This is a genomic window from Streptomyces sp. NPDC006393 (assembly GCF_040628575.1).
In the GTDB taxonomy this organism is placed as follows: Bacteria; Actinomycetota; Actinomycetes; order Streptomycetales; family Streptomycetaceae; genus Streptomyces.
In genome coordinates this window covers 134,671-149,524 of the sequence record NZ_JBEXZD010000005.1, presented here as the reverse complement: position 1 = coordinate 149,524, position 14,854 = coordinate 134,671, and the positions used below count along the sequence as shown (strand labels likewise).

Genomic DNA, 14,854 nt, shown 5'->3' with positions numbered 1-14,854 from the left:
CGTTTCGGATCCTGGCGGACCTGGAGCGCCGTCATCCGTTCGTGCCTGGTTCAGGGAAGCAGCAGGAGTTTGCCGGTGGTGGCACGGGACTCGATGTCGCGATGGGCTTGGGCCGCGGCGTCGAGTGGGTAGCGATGGCCGATTCCAGGGTCGAGGTTCTTGTTCCGCACCAGGTCGAAGAGGTCGGCGCTGTGACGCAGGAGTGCCTCGCGGGTGGGGATGTGGTCCCGGAAGACCGGATAGGAGATCTTGATGCTGCGGGGCAGCTCCCGCAGGTTGACCACCGGGGCCGCGCCTAGGACGGCCCCGTAGTACAGCAGCAGTCCGTGCGGCCGGAGCACGCTCATGGACGCGCGGAAGGTGGTTTCACCGCCGCCGTCGAAGACGACATGAACGCCCTCGCCGCCGGTCAGGTCCAGCACCGCCTCCACGAACGCGGCGCCGGTGGACAGCACTATGTGGTCGGCGCCGGCCCGGCGGGCTATGTCGGCCTTCTGCGCGCCGGACACGATGCCGATGACGGTGCCGCCGCGGGCTTTGATGAGCTGGGTCAGTTTCTGCCCGAGCCCGCCTGCCGCCGCGTGCACCACGGCGGTCTGGCCGGGCTGGATGTCGGCGGCATCGGTGACGAAGTGGTGAGCGGTGATGCCCTGCATCATCAGGCTGGCGGCCACGTCGTCGGGGATGTCGTCGGGCACCGGCACGGCGTCGGCCGCGGGCAGCACGATCTGCTCGGCGTAGGAACCGTAGGCGTACACCCAGGCGACCCGATCACCGACGGCGAACTCGTTCACGTCCGGGCCCAGCGCGCTGACGCGGCCGGCGCCCTCCACCCCGGGCACGAAAGGGAGTTCACCGGTGGCCGCGCCGAGTCGGCGGGCCCCGGTGTCCATGAAGTTCACCCCGGCCGCGGTGATGTCCACGCGGATCTCGCCCGGCCCTGGTTCGGGGGTGGGGAGGTCGGAGAAGTGCAACTGCTCGGGTCCGCCGAGTTCTTCCACAACGATGGCGCGCATGTCGGGCACCCTTCCTTCTTTCGGATGCCGTCCACTGTCCCTCGCATAAAATGGACCAGCAAGTCCAATCCTGGAGCCTCGGGAGGCGCCCGTGACCATCGGCGCAGACGGAGCGGAGCGATTGACCCGCAAGGGCAGGGAGACCCGGCGGCGCATCGTCGAGGGCGCGGCCGAGGAGATCCGTGAGCGGGGTGCCGCCGGCACAACCCTCGACGACATCCGCGCCCGCACCGCGACCAGCAAGAGCCAGATCTTCCACTACTTCCCCGGTGGGAAGGAGGAGCTGCTCCTTGCGGTGGCCGCCCGCGAGGCAGACCGCGTCCTGGAGGACCAGGAGCCCCACCTCTCCGACTTGCGCACATGGTCTGCCTGGCGGGACTGGCGCGACGCGGTGCTGTGGCGTTATGAGCAGCAGGGTGTCAACTGCCCGCTGGGGGTGCTGATCACCGAACTGGGCCGCACCACTCCGGCCGCGCAGCAGCTGACAAGCCAGTTGATCAGCACGTGGCAGGCGGCCCTGCGTGAAGGCGTCCTGGCCATGCAGGAGGCCGGCGAGATCGACCGCCGGCTGGACGCCGACCGGACGGCGGCCGCACTCGTCGCAGCGGTACAGGGCGGGGTGACCATCCTGATGGCTACCGGAGGCATCGCACACCTCGAAGCGGCTCTCGACACGACGCTGTCCCTGTTGCGGGCCGGTGCTCCGGATGGGCGGTGACCCGGCGCGTGAGAGGTCTCTCATACCTATACGCACTTTTTTGTCAGTACTTCCAGTGACAAGTCATGCCGCCGTACGGTGCGTTCATGACGTACAACGCAACCCGGCAGAACGCCGGACACTCTCTTGAGCAGCGCCTTCAGCACCTGGAGAACCGCCTTGAGATCCAAGACCTGATAGTGCGCTACGGCCTCGGTCAGGACCTGCACGAAGACGGCGACAACGACGTCCTGGAGCAGTGGGACTCGGTGTTCGCACCCGAGGCCCGCGTCGACTACTCGGCGGCCGGCGGCCCGCAGCTGAAGGACATCCCCTACAGGGACCTCGTCGAGGTGATGCGCGCACCCGACGGATCGATGAGCGGGCTGCTCAAGTGGCAGCATTTCCAGGGGTTTTCCACTGTCGACATCGATGGCGACCGCGCGGTTGCCCGTACCCAGCACCTTCACACTCACAAGGGCGACACCGACGGCCAGGGCTGGAACCTCATCCAGACGGGCTTCTTCGTCGACCGGCTGGCGCGGCGTCCGGAGGGATGGCGCATCATGCACCGCACCTTGGAGATCATCTGGATGGACACCTTCCCCACGGCGTGACGGGACACATCAGCTCCCCTAGCCGGAAGGCCTGCCCTCGCCTGTGCGGGAAGGGGCGGCACTTCGCGACTGCGCCGCCCAGTCGTGCAGGGCGTAGAGCGCCGTCGCCAACTCCGCGCCGGCCGACGTCAGTTCGTACTCCACATGAGGCGGCACCTCGTCGTAGACGATGCGGCGCACGACGCCGTCGCTCTCCAGCGCGCGCAGCTGCTGGACGAGCATCTTCTGCGTCACCTCCGGGATGGCCCGCTCAAGGTCGGAGAAGCGGCGCGGTCGGCGGACCAGGAGGTGATGGATGATCAGCAGTTTCCATCGGCCGCGCAGGATCCCCAGGGTGTGCTCGACACGGCTGATGGAGCACGCCGAGGCCGGCGAATCGGCGGGGCGGGAGTCAGGGGTCATGGCGCTGGGAACCGTTCTCGGCGGAGGATTCCTGTGAGGAGTGGCGAGTCGTCAGGGCGGCCACCAGGCGTCGGTTGGCCTCGTGGGGTGTCATGCCCCAGTCCCACTCAGTCTTGTGCAGGCGCAGGGAGACGACACCGTGCCAGGCCGACCAGAGCATGAGCGCCGCGGCGAAGGGGGCCTGCGGGTCGACGCGACGGGCGAGCTCCACGATGCGCTGCTGCAGGCGAGGCCCGTGTTCGGCGCGGGTGGCCGGAAGCTCGTCGTCGCTTTCGAAGAGCAGCTGATAGGCACCGGGGCGCTCCAGCGCCCAGGTGATGTAGGCGTCGCCTGCGACGACCAGCCGGTCGGTGTCGTCGGGTGCTCTGTCCAGCGCAGCTTCGACCGTGCTGATCAAGGAGGTGTACTCGGCGTCGAGTACGGCCGAGCGCAGGTCTGCCTCCGAGGGGAAGTGCCAGTAGACCGCGGACGGGGCGACCTGGCAGGCCCGCGCGATCGAGCGCAGGGACGGCACGGCGACGGGCTGCGGCTGCGCCAGCATCTCCACCGCGGCGGCGACGAGATCGCCGCGCAGGTCGCGGCGATCTCTGGCGTTGGCTCCTTCTCGGGATCTGCTCACCACTCCATTGAACACCTGTTCATTGTAGGCTTCAATGAACAGGTGTTCAGGAAGGTGTATGCAGCGATGCTCACGCTCATGACAGTGATCCGCAAGGGCCCGAGGTCTCCACGGCGGACTTCCGCCGCTTCATGGAGCACGAATACGGACCGACCTACGCGGCTCTGCCCCAGGTGAGGGAGTACGTGCAGTACTACCTCACCGACACGGTGAGCGACGGCGCGGAAGAACCCATCGATGCGATCGTGCGGATCAGCTTCGACTCGCAGTCGGCGATGCGCGAGGCGCTCGCGACACCGGAGTACCAGCGGGCCCACGAACTGCGCGGGGCCATTATGCGGGAGGCGTCCACCGGCATCCATTCGGCGGTCCTGGACCGGCAGGTGCAACTGGTCTAACGGGCGATACCTCGATCACGCTGCGCTGGCGACCAGGTCCTGCGACAGGTCCCACAGGCGCCGCGCGCCCACCGGGTCGACGGCGTAGCGGGCGACGCCGTGCAGGGTGCCGGAGCGTCGGTCTACGATCTCGGTCTCGTTGCAGTCGACGAAGTAGCGGCCGCCGATGCCTTCGAGCAGCGGCGAGGTGGCCAGGAGCGCTGATGTGGCGGCGCCCTGTTCCACGGTCTTGATCAGCTCGGCGGGGACGCGGCCGCTGCCCCGGCCGCCGGTGTGCCGCTGCAGGTTCGTGTAGATGGCGCCCGGCATCAGGGCGTTGGCTGTGATGTTGTCGTCGGCCCAGCGTCGGGTCGCCTCCACCGCGAACAAGACGTTGGCCGTCTTGGACTGTCCGTAGGCGAGCCACGGGTCGTAGGGGCGGAAGGCGAAGTTGACGTCGTCCCACACGACCGGTGACTGCTGGTGGCCGGTGGAACTCACCACGATGATGCGGGCGTTGCCGTCGGCGGCCAGCGCGCTGTGCAGTCCGTTGGCGAGGGCGAAATGGCCGAGGTGGTTGGTGGCGAACTGCCATTCCCAGCCCTGCTCGGTGTACTGCTCGGGGCAGGCCATGACGCCCGCGTTGTTCACCAGGACGTGCAGCGGGCCCTGCCAGGCGGTGGTGAAGGCTGTGATGGACGCGGGGTCAGCCAGGTCGAGGTGCATGGCCCGCACGTCCTGGTTGCCGGTCGATCCGGTGATGTCCTTGGCGACGCGTTCGCCCGCCGCCACGTCCCGCACGGCGAGGGTGACGGCCGCGCCGGTGGCCGCCAGGGCGTGGGCCGTCTCCGCCCCAATGCCGGAGGAGGCGCCGGTGACGACCGCGCGGCGGCCGGAGAGATCGATACCTGACACGACCTCGCCGGCGGTGCTGGCGAAGCCGAACGGGGTGGTGAGGGCACTCATGAGGGGGCTCCTTGCTGAAAAGGCTGGATGGTGAAGCGGCCGGGGGTGCTGCGGGCGGGCGGAAGCCGGTGCGGTCAGGGCACGAGCATCGCGTCCTGCTCCACCGGAGGCGTGCCGTCGTGCCAGGGCAGGACCTTGCCGAAGCGCACCAGCTCGCCGTAGAGCTCCGGGTCGACATGCTCGGCGAAGACCAGATCGAGGACGGCCTCAGCGGCCCGGGTGGGCGACTGGGCCTGGCTGTAGTCGCTGAACCATGGGCGCGAGGTCGCCGTGTCGACCATGCCGGGGCAGACAGCGGCGATGAGCGTGCCGTCTGCCAGGTCCCGGGCGCGGCGTTCGGCGGCGACGGCGCGCACAGCTGCGACCTGCGCCACCTTCGAGGGCACGTTCAGCCACAGCGGCCAGCCGGCCTCCTGCGCGGTCTTGTGGTGGATGGCGCTGCGCCACGACTCCACGGCGTACTCGACCTGGTCCAGGCCCGCGCCGTCGAACAAGTGGTGCAGACGGCCGTCGAGGTGGCCCAGCGTCCCCAGGCTGCTGGCCACGACGAGCAGGCGCCCACCGGGACGCAGCACCGGGCCGAAGGAGCGCAGCATCGCGTGCGTGGCGGTGTTGGAGACATCGATGAACTCATCGGCCCGCTCGGACTGCGACTCCTCGGGGAGCAATCGGGCGACCGCGTTGGAGATGACGACGTCCACCCCTCCGTGGCGGACCCGCAGGTCCTCGGCGAGACGGGCGATGGCGTCGGTGTCCGTAACATCCAGGACCCGGCCCTCGACCCGGGCACGGGTGGCGGGCAGCTGGGCGACGTCCCGGGCGGCGTCCGCCACACGCTGCTGACTGCGACCGGTGAGCAGGACCAGGTCCTGCGGATCCATGCGGGCCGCCAGCCCCTCTACGAAGGCCCGGCCGAGCCCCTGGTTGGCGCCCGTGACGAGGGCGATGCGTGAAGTGGTCATGCATTCACGCTAGGAACCCGTCATCCATGAGTCCAACGAAAGTTTGGAACAGCTAGCATGCGTAAACATCATGGACTTTACTGATGTGTCACTGACTGCGTTGCGCGTGCTGCGGGCTGTGGCCGAACAGGGAACCTTCACCGCGGCCGCGGCATCGCTCGGCTACACCCAGTCCGCGGTCTCCCGGCAGATCGCCGCGATCGAGCGCGCGGCAGGCGCGGAGCTGCTGGAGCGGCGGCGCGACGGGGCCCGGCTCACGCCCGCCGGTCGCGTCGTCATGCGCCGCGCGACGGTCGTGCTCGACGAGATCGCCGCGACCGCCAGGGAACTGTCGGGCCTGCCGGAGCAGACCGGGACGGTCCGGCTGGGGTGGGTGCCCAGCGCGGGTGCCGTGCTGGTACCCCGAGCCCTTGCCACACTGCGTGAAAGCGATCCCGGACTGGAGGTCGTCGGCCGCGAGGGCGGCACTCCGGCCCTGGTCCGCGCGCTACGGGCGGGCAGCCTGGACCTGGCCCTGCTCGCCTCGGCGCCACCGTTCCGCGCGCCGGACACCGAGTCGCCCCCACTGGCACTGCAGACACTCACCGAACGCCCGCTGCGTCTCGCGGTGCCCGCCACGCACCCCCTTGCCCGCGGCACCTACGTAGACGTGACCGACCTGCGGGGACAGCGCTGGATCGCCGGGTCCTCCTCAGGAGAGGACCGCCTGATGGGCGTGTGGCCGGGCCTGGACGAGCGCCCCGAGATCGCCCACACCGTCCGCGACTGGCTGGCCAAACTCCACCTCGTCGCCGCAGGGTGCGGACTGACCACCCTCCCCGCCTCGCTTGTCTCTGCAGTACCCCCCGGCGTGCGGGTCCTCCCCGTCCGCGGCGGCCCGCAAGAACAGCGGCGCCTACTCCTGGCCCGCCTGCCTGACCCGCCAACGCCGGCCGTCATACGGATGGTCGCCGTCCTTCGCGCGACGGCACTCGAGGCTCACACGTCCCATCCCACTGCCTGAGTAGTGCCGTGCTGCGCCGGCCCGACCCGCACCACTCAGGACGTCTCGATCAGCTCCAGGAGATTGCCCTCCGGGTCGGCGACGTACGCGTAGCGCATGCCTTCACTGGCGCCGGGCGCGGGCTGGGAGACCGCAGCAGCCCCGAAGTCCTGCGTCAGGCGGGCGAACGCGTCGTCGAGATCCGGGACTTGAAGTGCCAGGTGAGTGAAGGTCTGCACGGCGGTGGCGGCAAAAGCATCGGTGTGCGAGACGGGACGCGAGCCGGACCGTTCGACGAACTCCACCCGCAGGCCCGCCGCATCACTCAGAACGACGGTACGGACTCCCGCTTCAGGTAGCTCCAGGCGCTCTTCCACCTGCGTGAGCCCGAACGCGTCGGCGTACCAGGCCTCCTGCGCGGCAAGGTTCGCGACCGAGAGGCTGACGTGGTGAATGCGAGCAACGGACATGACAACCCCCATGGTTAATGTCGTTTACCTGGTAAGCGATGTTAACCTATCGGGCATGGCCCCTCCAGTTAGACGTCCCGTCGGCCACCATCACGGCGACCTGCGCAACTCCCTCCTGCGGGCATCCTTGGAGCTGGTCGGCGAGCGAGGTCCGCACGGCTTCACCCTGGCCGAGGCGAGCCGCCGGGCCGGAGTGAGTGTCGCGGCGCCGTACAAGCACTTCGCCGACCGGGACGCGCTGCTGGCTGAACTCGCCACACAGGGCTACCGCGAACAACGCCATCGCTTCGCCGCGGCCGTGAAGGGCATCGAGGACCCCGTCGAACAACTGGCGTCCTTCGCGGCGTCATATGTCAGATTCGCCGCCGAGGAACCCGCTCTGTTCGATGCGACCTTCAATGCCGGCCTCGACAAGTCCAGGTACGCCGAACTGGCCGCGGCAGGCGACGAGGTGGCCCGCCTCCTACTGCCTGTGGCCCGACAGTTCATGTCAGACCCGGACGCCGCGTTCGACCTGCTGCTCAGGATCGCCGCTGCCGCCCACGGCCTGGCAGTCTTCCTGCGGCAGGGCCTGTTCGGTGTGGGAAACGCCGCCCTCTCGGCGACCGAGGAGAAAGCCGCCCGCACGGCGCGGGCAATCGCGAGACAGGACGTCAGCTCGTGATCGCCTAACTGATCGTTTCAGAATGAGTTGAGTCGCAGGTCTTGCGCTCAGTGATCTTGGACGGCAGGGTCTCCGGGTGCGTGCTGATCTTGTTCCTGACGACCTGTGGGAGCGGGTGGCTCCGCTGCTGCCGCCCGCTCCCGAACGGCGCCGACGGTATCCCGGGCGGTTACGTGCTCCCGACCGGGTGGCTCTCGCCGGCGTCATGTACGTGCTGCGGACCGGTGTCGCGTGGCGCGATGTCCCAGCGGAGACAGTGGGCTGTTCCGGAGTGACGGCCTGGCGCCGACTGCGGGACTGGACCGAGGCCGGCGTCTGGCCACGCCTGCACGCCGCCCTGCTGACCGAACTGCGCCGGGCGGGCTCGTTGGACCTGGACGACTGCTCCGTGGATGGGTCGCACGTCCGTGCTCTCAAAAAGGGGATCACGTCGGCCCCTCACCCGTCGACCGCGCCCGTGCCGGCTCCAAGCACCACTTGATCGTCGACCGACACGGAACCCCACTCGCCGTCACCCTCACCGGCGGCAACCGGCACGACGTCACCCAGCTCCTGCCACTACTCGACGCCGTCCCGCGGATCCGGGGTCTGCGGGGACGTCCCCGCTGCAAGCCCCGACGCCTGTATGCCGACCGAGGCTACGACTTCGAGAAGTACCGCCGCCTGCTGCGGAAGCGGGGCATCAAGCCGTTGATCGCGAGACGCGGGGTCGCTCACGGCTCCGGACTGGGCAAGGCGCGCTGGGTGGTCGAGCGCACCTTCGCCTGGCTGCACCAGTTCAAACGGCTCCGCACCCGTTACGAGCGACGCGCCGATCTCCACCAGGGCCTGCTCGAGCTGGCCTGCAGCCTCATATGCCTGCGCCGCCTGCGCACCTCATCCTGAAGCGATCAGCTGGCTACGCTGAACCACCCCGGCCGCACCTCGGTCAGAAGCGGTTGCAGGGACCGTACCGCGGCTCGCAGGTCCTCATCCGTGACGTCAAGAGGCTCCGGCAGGCTCAGCCCATACCAGCGCAGCCGCCAGAGGTCGAAGACTTCACTCCCGTCGGCTGCGAAGTCCACATCGACCTCGGCGCCGTTGTCGCACACGAAACGGCACCCTGCGCCATGAACCGTGTAGGAGTAGGTGCCGACGCGCCCACTCCGGCTGATGATCCGGCGCGAACGGACCAGGCCGAGTACATCTGCGAGTCGCTCAAGCGAGGGGATCGCCGCCCTCATGGCCTCGTCAACCGCGTTCAGGGCGTGGACGTAACCAAGCAAGAGCTCCCGTGCAGCACCAACCCGTTCCATACGGCGTCATCCCCCCAGAGCCCGTAGCTGAAGGGATTGTTCCATGGGCCGCCAGCGTCTCCGCAGGACGGCATTCTGAAACGATCAGTAAGAGGTCGTTTTCACCTGTGACATGCCTTCTGTCCAGGGCTTTTCGGTGAAGAGTCGTCGTCCCGGCGAGCCTGGTGAAGTTGAAGTGGTGGATGCGTCGCATGAGGTGACGGCTGGGACGGGGCATGGCTTGCGCCTGTCTCATCCCAAGACGCCGGTCGCGTAGCCCGTGCTCCCGTCACCTGTGGTGCACGCCTGGGCGCACGCTCACTCCTGGCGGTATGTCCAGGTCATGACCGAACGTCGTGCGTATCCCAGTGACCTGTCCGATGCCCGCTGGGCATTGATCGAGCCGGTGCTCAGTGCCTGGCGGGCCGAGCGGCGCCGGCATGCGCTGAACATCGGACGCCCGCCCGAGCACGATCTGCGAGAGATCATGAACGCGATCCTGTACGTGGACCGCACCGGGGTGCAGTGGCGCTACCTGCCGCACGACTTCCCACCCTGGGAGACCTGCTACGGCTACTTCGCCAAGTGGCAGAAGGACGGCGTGTTCGCCCAGCTCACCGGCGTACTGCGCAGGCTGTTACGGCAGCAGGAGGGCAAGCGTGCAGAGCCGTCCGCGTGCGTCATCGACGCCCAGAGCGTGAAGACTTCCACCAGCGTTCCGGCCGCCGGACAGGGCACCGACGCTGCGAAAAAGATCGTGGGCCGCAAGCGGAGCATCGTCACCGACACCCTCGGACTGCTCCTCGTGGTGCTGGTCACGGCCGCGAGCGTGCAGGACTCGGCAGCCGGCACCCACCTGGTGGACCAGGTCGCCGCGGCCCATCCCACCATCCGCAAGGTCTGGGTCGACGGCGGCTACCGCCAACACCTCATCGAGCACGCAGCTGGCCTCGGTATCGACATGGAAATCGTCCAACGCACCCGGGGAACCAGGGGATTCACCCCCGCTGCCCAAGCGCTGGACCGTGGAGCGCACGTACGGCTGGCTGATGTTCCACCGCCGTCTGGTCCGCGACTACGAGACCCTGCCCGCCCGCTCCGAAGCCATGATCCACCTCGCCATGACCGATCTGATGGCCCGCCGCCTCACCGGCGAGGCCACCATCTCCTGGCGCGACCCGACACCTAAGGATCAAACACTCATTCCGGGATGAAACATCGGGAGAAAACGACCTCTAAGGGATCGCCCCACTGGCGGCGCGTATCTCCCCTGCGTGACACGGTCACCATGAGCCGGGCGGCGTAGGACTCTCAAACGACCGCCGGACGATCAGACGGCGAGAAACGAGGAGGCAGCGGGCGGAGGCGGCGGCTGCGACGTCATCGTCAACCCTGACACGTTCGGGCCCGGTGGCGGCGGTGGCGGGTCGAACCACGTCCCAGCCGGTGGCACCTCCGCACCCGCCACCGGATCGGCCGTGGTGACCACCACCTACCACCACAGATGGCGGCGCGTGTCGCGGAACTGGTCGGTGATCACGCCGTGGTCGCGGGCCGCGTCGTGGATGTCCTCCCGGAAGCGGTCCAGGATGCGGTCCAGGTCACGGGCGGGGTCGCCGGTGAAGTCCTCGTGCGCCCAGGACGGTTCGTACTCGGCCGGGAAGTTCTCCGGCGTCTGCAAGTACTCCGCCGGTGCCGTCGCGGCGCCGGCCGCCGGACGGCCGAAGTCGAAGTCCCTGCCCAGTCCCTTGCCCCAGACCTTGCCGAAGTCACCGAACTCCTTGGCCAGCTCGGTCAGGCCCTCGCGCGCCCCCGTCGGCCAGTCGCCCCGCGCGAAATGGTCCTGCACCTGCTCCTGGACACCCCGGGCGATGCGCTGGAACTCCTCCGGCGGACGTTGCGACGCCCCTGCTAGCGCTCTTCGAGGAGGCGGATCACCTCGTGCGGGTCGGCACTTCGGCGATGGGCATCCCGCATTCCGAGCCATTCAAAAGTGACCTGCTCCTCGCCCCGCCGCTTCTCCAGCTCCGCTCTGCGGCGATCCGTGAAGTACATGGGCGCGCGACAACCCGCGACACGTCGCTCCTGGGGCCAGCCGGCCGTCCGTCCGACAGCGCTGGCCAGGAGAGGTACCGGTGCTCTGCCGGTAGACCGACTAGGTGCCGCTACCGCCGCCTCGAACTCCGGCCCGCCATGGCCGCCGAATGCGCTCCACTTCGACTATCCGCCCAGATCACGTGCGCCAACGGGCCGCAGCCATCGCCCAGTTCCTGGGTACCTTCCTCTTCATCGCCCCAGGCTGGGGTCCTTACAGCGCTGAGCGGTACGCGTCACCATAGCCACGGCACGGACGGACGGCCGTCTCAAGCGAGGAAGCCCGGGCGGCGGTCCCCTGCGCTCACAGGGGACCGCCGGGTAGCCCAGCAACTCCACCGACTAGGAGAGGGAGAAAGAAGCATGGGTCTCACAGAGGATACGAGCGGCACCCGCTGCTCGTCGACGCCGCCACCCGGTGACAGGGCAAAGACCCCCTCGGGGCCGGCGTTCCCGAGCGGGCGTATCGAAGCCAGACGACGGCGGTATCTGCGGTCGCTCAGTCGCACGGCCAGTCACGGGTTGGTCTACGGTCTGGCGTCAGCGACTGGCGGCGCCATCGTGACCTGGATCGCCTGGTTGAGCCAGCGATAGCCGCTGGGCCCGCCGCCCCGTGGGCGACGGGCCCTCGGTGCCATGAACCGTGAACACGTGCGCCAGCACCCCCAGCCGGGGCCCGACACAGGCGTTGGCCGGGCCCGGCCCGGCCAGACAGTCCGGGCACACGTTCCGCCCGGCCTTCGGCGCCTTGCTCATCGCGGCGTCTTCCCTCCCCTGTTCCCGCTTGGCGGCCTGCCACGTGGGATCGCCGGCCGACCAGAGCCTTTGCGCCGTGCGCGGCCAGAAGAGCACCCGCCGCCGATGATGATCCGTAGCAGGAGGGCGAGGGCGACCGTCAGGGCCTGAGACGGTTTGGGCCGCTGTGCGGGCCGGGCCACCGCGGCCCGCACACGGGCACGGGTTCCGGTCGACTCGGGTCGCTGCCTCCGGGTGGACCTGCCCGGCGCCGGGGTCAGGCGGAGCTGCGGCCGTGCGTCCTCTCGGCAGCACGGACACTCTTCTCCAGTGCCGCCATCAGGTCCAGCACGGGGGCGGGCTCCACGGGCTCAATGAGTTGCCCGCCGGTGATCTTCGCGTCCACGAGCTGTTCGAGGGCGTGGGCGTAATCGTCGTGGACATCCCTAACATTGATGCCGGCCAGGTCCCGGATCAGCACCTCGGCCAGCTCCAGTTCCCGGTCCGTGACCGGGGTCGAGGGCGCAAGGTCTCCGGGGTCGCGCAATTCGTCCTGCCACAGGAGGGTCTGCAGGACGAGCATGCCGTGGCGGGGGCGGAGCAGCGCCAGGCGCTCGCGGCTGCGCACGGCGACCTCACACACGGCGACGTAGCCGGTGCGGGCGAGCGCCTCGACGAGCAGGGCGTACGCGCGGTCGGCGCCCGGCCCGGGGCCCGCGTAGTACGGCCGGGCGAAACTGATCGGGTCGATGTCCTCGAAAGGCACGAAACCGAGCACGTCAACAGTCCGCTTTGTGAGCAAGGGCAGGTGTGCGAGATCCTCCTCGCCCAGCGGCACCACACGCCCGTCTGCCAGGGCAAAGCCCCTGCCGACCTGGTCCGAGGGGACCTCCCGGTTCTCGGCCCTGCAAAAGCAGCGGTGCTCGACGCGGCTGCCGTCGACGACATGGATCTCGTGCAGACGCACGGGATGCTCCTGCGTGGCCGCATACAACCTGATCGGCACAGCGACCAACCCGAACTGGATCACCCCGGACCAGATGGCCTTCATACATCCAGCCTCATCCGTCGGCAGGTGACACGCATCCCGCGGCGGGCAACCCCCTACAGCGACGGGGCGCCGGGGCTCACCGGCCAGCACATGGCCGAGCATCACCACGAATGGCCAGCCGGTGGCCTGGGGTTTCACCCAGCAGACGCGCGACGACCGCCGCAATCGTCGGGGCGCCGGCGTGTTACTCACCCCTCACCCGGGAACCCGGCAATCAGGCAGGGAAGGCCCCACGGAACGGGTGGCACCGTGGTTCCGTGGTTCGGCCGGGAGCTGAGGGTCGCCTCCCGCGGCCTCCAGGAACGGGCGGCCGGGAGGCGGCCCTCCACAGCTCCCCGGCGAGCCAGAGTTCCCTGAGCAAACCTTGATCGCATCCGAGCCAACTGCCCGTTGACCAGGCTGTTCATCCGTTGCCGGTGGGAGTTGATCAGCCCAGTGCGGATCTTCCGTACCGGTCTTCCGGTCATACGGCGGCGGACTGGTACGGAAGGTGTCCGGGGTTCAGACGAGCATCCCCAACCAGCAGCGCGACGATCACGGTGAGCGCGGCCACCGGGGTCATGACCACCCGCAGCCGGCCCCGCCGGCCGACCACGTCCCGGCCCGAGCCCGCGGGCGAAAGCCGCTGCCGACTCGGCAGACGGGACAACGCGCCCATCCGGCGGTCAACCCCGCCCGCACCGTCCAGCCAGTCGCCGCCCGTCAGCTGGGCGTAGACCACCCCGGAACCCTCGTCCTTCACAACATCCACACCAAGCCCCGCCGCCCTCGCCGCCTTCGCCACCTGGACCAACGGCCTGTGCCGGCCGGAGGCCCGGGAACTGCTCAAGACCGCGCCGACCCCGTCCCGGGCTGCACGGCTGACCCGCACCCAGATCCAGGCCGCGCTCAAGCGAGCCGGCCGCAAGCGCGGCATCGAAGCCGAGGCCGAACGCCTCCATGAAGTCTTCTGCGGTGAGTGGGCCCACCAGCCTCTGTTGGTCGAGGACGCGCTCGGCAAGCAGATGCTCGCCCTCCTCATCCGACTCGACGCCGCCTGCACCGCCGCCGACCAGCTCGCCGAAGCGGCGGAAGAAGCCTTGCCTCAGCACCCGGACGCCGAGATCCTCCTGAGCTTCCCTGGACTCGGCATCCAGCTCGCCGCCCGCATCCTGGCCGAGATCGGCGACGACCGCACTCGCTTCGCCGACGCCCGCGGCCTCAAGGCCTACGCCGGCTCCTCACCCATCACCCGCGCCTCCGGCACGAGGTCCGCCATCACCAGACGCTGGGTGAAGAACGACCGCCTCAACCACGCCGGCTACCTCTGGGCCTTCGCCTCGCTACGGAACTCCACCGGGGCCAACGCCCACTGCCGGCGGCGACGCGAGCACGGCGACTGGCATGCTGCTGCCCAGCGGAACCTCTTCAACCGTATGATCGGCCAGCTCTACCACTGCCTCCAGCACCGCAAGCTCTTCGACGAGCAGTCCGCTTTCCCTGGACTGCCTAAGCTCGCAGTCAGCGCAGCTTGACGGGCAGCATCCCGTTCACCCAGCCCGGCAGCTCTGGATCATCGCGCCAGGCCGCGGTGATCGTGAGGAGTGCATCCCACGATGCTTGGGCGATGGGGCCAGGGTGACCACTCTCAAGCTCGTCATACAGCCGACGGCACAGATGGGACGTGACTTCGTAGAGGGCCCCGTTGACCTGCGCCACGCGCGCCAGGGCGGAATTTGGGACATGAGGCGGCTCCCCGTTGAGGCGGATGGTCGGAACTGCGGCCGCGTACGTCCGTCCGTCGATGAAGTCTCGCAGCGCGGCCACCTGGTCCCACGTCGGCAAGGAGTGCTGGACAGAGGCCGATTCGGTCATGCGGCAAGGCTATCCGCGAGGCCGTCGTTGTTCGAGGCCCCGATCCCGCCCAGCTTGACGGCATAGCAACGTGG

The 14,854-nt window shown here is 69.0% G+C and carries 16 protein-coding genes and 4 pseudogenes; 8 read left to right on the top strand and 12 right to left on the bottom strand.

Annotation, left to right across the window (positions count from 1 at the left end; all coding sequences use genetic code 11):
- Positions 1-50 precede the first annotated feature (50 nt).
- Positions 51-1,016, bottom strand: a complete 966-nt coding sequence (locus tag ABZ484_RS04525; RefSeq protein WP_358864402.1) for a quinone oxidoreductase — start codon at positions 1,014-1,016, stop codon at positions 51-53.
- 91 nt (positions 1,017-1,107) lie between these two features.
- Between ABZ484_RS04525 and ABZ484_RS04520 the strand changes: the two genes are divergently transcribed.
- A complete protein-coding gene (locus ABZ484_RS04520; RefSeq protein WP_358864401.1) occupies positions 1,108-1,734 on the top strand; it encodes a TetR/AcrR family transcriptional regulator in 627 nt (208 codons plus the stop codon).
- An 86-nt stretch (positions 1,735-1,820) separates the two neighbouring features.
- Positions 1,821-2,330 (top strand): nuclear transport factor 2 family protein, encoded by a 510-nt coding sequence (locus tag ABZ484_RS04515; protein WP_358864400.1) that lies wholly within the window; start codon positions 1,821-1,823, stop codon positions 2,328-2,330.
- Positions 2,331-2,348: 18 nt separating this feature from the next.
- Here ABZ484_RS04515 and ABZ484_RS04510 read toward each other — a convergent pair whose 3' ends face one another.
- Both ABZ484_RS04510 and ABZ484_RS04505 read right to left on the bottom strand, forming a co-directional pair.
- The gene (locus ABZ484_RS04510) at positions 2,349-2,732 is read right to left on the bottom strand and encodes a helix-turn-helix domain-containing protein (RefSeq protein ID WP_358864399.1); all 384 of its coding nucleotides are present in this window, start codon (positions 2,730-2,732) and stop codon (positions 2,349-2,351) included.
- On the bottom strand, positions 2,722-3,351 hold the full coding sequence (locus tag ABZ484_RS04505; protein WP_358864398.1) for a TetR/AcrR family transcriptional regulator: 630 nt from the start codon (positions 3,349-3,351) through the stop codon (positions 2,722-2,724). The genes ABZ484_RS04510 and ABZ484_RS04505 overlap by 11 nt, the downstream gene beginning before the upstream one ends.
- A 131-nt stretch (positions 3,352-3,482) precedes the next feature.
- On the opposite strand from ABZ484_RS04505, the gene ABZ484_RS04500 reads away from it, so the two are divergent.
- The gene (locus ABZ484_RS04500) at positions 3,483-3,749 is read left to right on the top strand and encodes a hypothetical protein (protein WP_358864397.1); all 267 of its coding nucleotides are present in this window, start codon (positions 3,483-3,485) and stop codon (positions 3,747-3,749) included.
- A 15-nt stretch (positions 3,750-3,764) separates the two neighbouring features.
- Here ABZ484_RS04500 and ABZ484_RS04495 read toward each other — a convergent pair whose 3' ends face one another.
- Together ABZ484_RS04495 and ABZ484_RS04490 are read right to left on the bottom strand one after the other, a co-directional pair.
- Positions 3,765-4,694, bottom strand: a complete 930-nt coding sequence (locus ABZ484_RS04495; protein ID WP_358864396.1) for an SDR family NAD(P)-dependent oxidoreductase — start codon at positions 4,692-4,694, stop codon at positions 3,765-3,767.
- Between the two features lie 74 nt (positions 4,695-4,768).
- Positions 4,769-5,656: an SDR family NAD(P)-dependent oxidoreductase gene (locus ABZ484_RS04490; protein ID WP_358864395.1), complete on the bottom strand. Its 888-nt coding sequence runs from the start codon at positions 5,654-5,656 to the stop codon at positions 4,769-4,771.
- Between the two features lie 70 nt (positions 5,657-5,726).
- On the opposite strand from ABZ484_RS04490, the gene ABZ484_RS04485 reads away from it, so the two are divergent.
- Positions 5,727-6,659, top strand: a complete 933-nt coding sequence (locus tag ABZ484_RS04485) for a LysR family transcriptional regulator (protein WP_358864394.1) — start codon at positions 5,727-5,729, stop codon at positions 6,657-6,659.
- 35 nt (positions 6,660-6,694) lie between these two features.
- Here ABZ484_RS04485 and ABZ484_RS04480 read toward each other — a convergent pair whose 3' ends face one another.
- Positions 6,695-7,108, bottom strand: coding sequence for a VOC family protein (locus ABZ484_RS04480; protein WP_358864393.1), 414 nt, complete (start codon positions 7,106-7,108; stop codon positions 6,695-6,697).
- Between ABZ484_RS04480 and ABZ484_RS04475 the strand changes: the two genes are divergently transcribed.
- Positions 7,107-7,772: a TetR/AcrR family transcriptional regulator gene (locus ABZ484_RS04475; protein WP_358864392.1), complete on the top strand. Its 666-nt coding sequence runs from the start codon at positions 7,107-7,109 to the stop codon at positions 7,770-7,772. The genes ABZ484_RS04480 and ABZ484_RS04475 overlap by 2 nt on opposite strands.
- Before the next feature lie 76 nt (positions 7,773-7,848).
- Positions 7,849-8,657 (top strand): IS5 family transposase gene (locus ABZ484_RS04470; RefSeq protein WP_358864391.1). Its coding sequence is split into 2 segments (ribosomal slippage): positions 7,849-8,191 and positions 8,191-8,657, totalling 810 coding nucleotides; the frame shifts between segments, so codons are not numbered across the junction.
- A gap of 5 nt (positions 8,658-8,662) precedes the next feature.
- Here the strand turns inward: ABZ484_RS04470 and ABZ484_RS04465 are convergent.
- Positions 8,663-9,067, bottom strand: a complete 405-nt coding sequence (locus ABZ484_RS04465) for a hypothetical protein (RefSeq protein WP_358864390.1) — start codon at positions 9,065-9,067, stop codon at positions 8,663-8,665.
- Between the two features lie 322 nt (positions 9,068-9,389).
- Between ABZ484_RS04465 and ABZ484_RS04460 the strand changes: the two are divergent.
- Positions 9,390-10,260, top strand: a pseudogene (locus tag ABZ484_RS04460) (IS5 family transposase).
- A gap of 278 nt (positions 10,261-10,538) precedes the next feature.
- Here ABZ484_RS04460 and ABZ484_RS04455 read toward each other — a convergent pair.
- The 4 genes and pseudogenes from ABZ484_RS04455 to ABZ484_RS04440 form a co-directional block, all read right to left on the bottom strand.
- Positions 10,539-10,934, bottom strand: a pseudogene (locus ABZ484_RS04455) (PadR family transcriptional regulator); the annotation flags it as partial.
- Positions 10,935-11,026: 92 nt separating this feature from the next.
- A pseudogene (locus ABZ484_RS04450) lies at positions 11,027-11,101 on the bottom strand (DUF6104 family protein); the annotation flags it as partial.
- Between the two features lie 1,051 nt (positions 11,102-12,152).
- Positions 12,153-12,926, bottom strand: a complete 774-nt coding sequence (locus ABZ484_RS04445; RefSeq protein ID WP_358864389.1) for a Ku protein — start codon at positions 12,924-12,926, stop codon at positions 12,153-12,155.
- A 463-nt stretch (positions 12,927-13,389) separates the two neighbouring features.
- Positions 13,390-13,677 (bottom strand): hypothetical protein, encoded by a 288-nt coding sequence (locus tag ABZ484_RS04440; RefSeq protein WP_358864388.1) that lies wholly within the window; start codon positions 13,675-13,677, stop codon positions 13,390-13,392.
- A 7-nt stretch (positions 13,678-13,684) separates the two neighbouring features.
- Here ABZ484_RS04440 and ABZ484_RS04435 point away from each other — a divergent pair.
- Positions 13,685-14,440, top strand: a pseudogene (locus ABZ484_RS04435) (transposase); the annotation flags it as partial.
- Here ABZ484_RS04435 and ABZ484_RS04430 read toward each other — a convergent pair.
- Positions 14,427-14,780 carry a hypothetical protein gene (locus tag ABZ484_RS04430; RefSeq protein WP_358864387.1) on the bottom strand — a complete coding sequence of 118 codons (354 nt, stop codon included), beginning with the start codon at positions 14,778-14,780 and terminating at the stop codon, positions 14,427-14,429. The pseudogene ABZ484_RS04435 and the gene ABZ484_RS04430 overlap by 14 nt on opposite strands.
- Positions 14,781-14,854 lie beyond the last annotated feature (74 nt).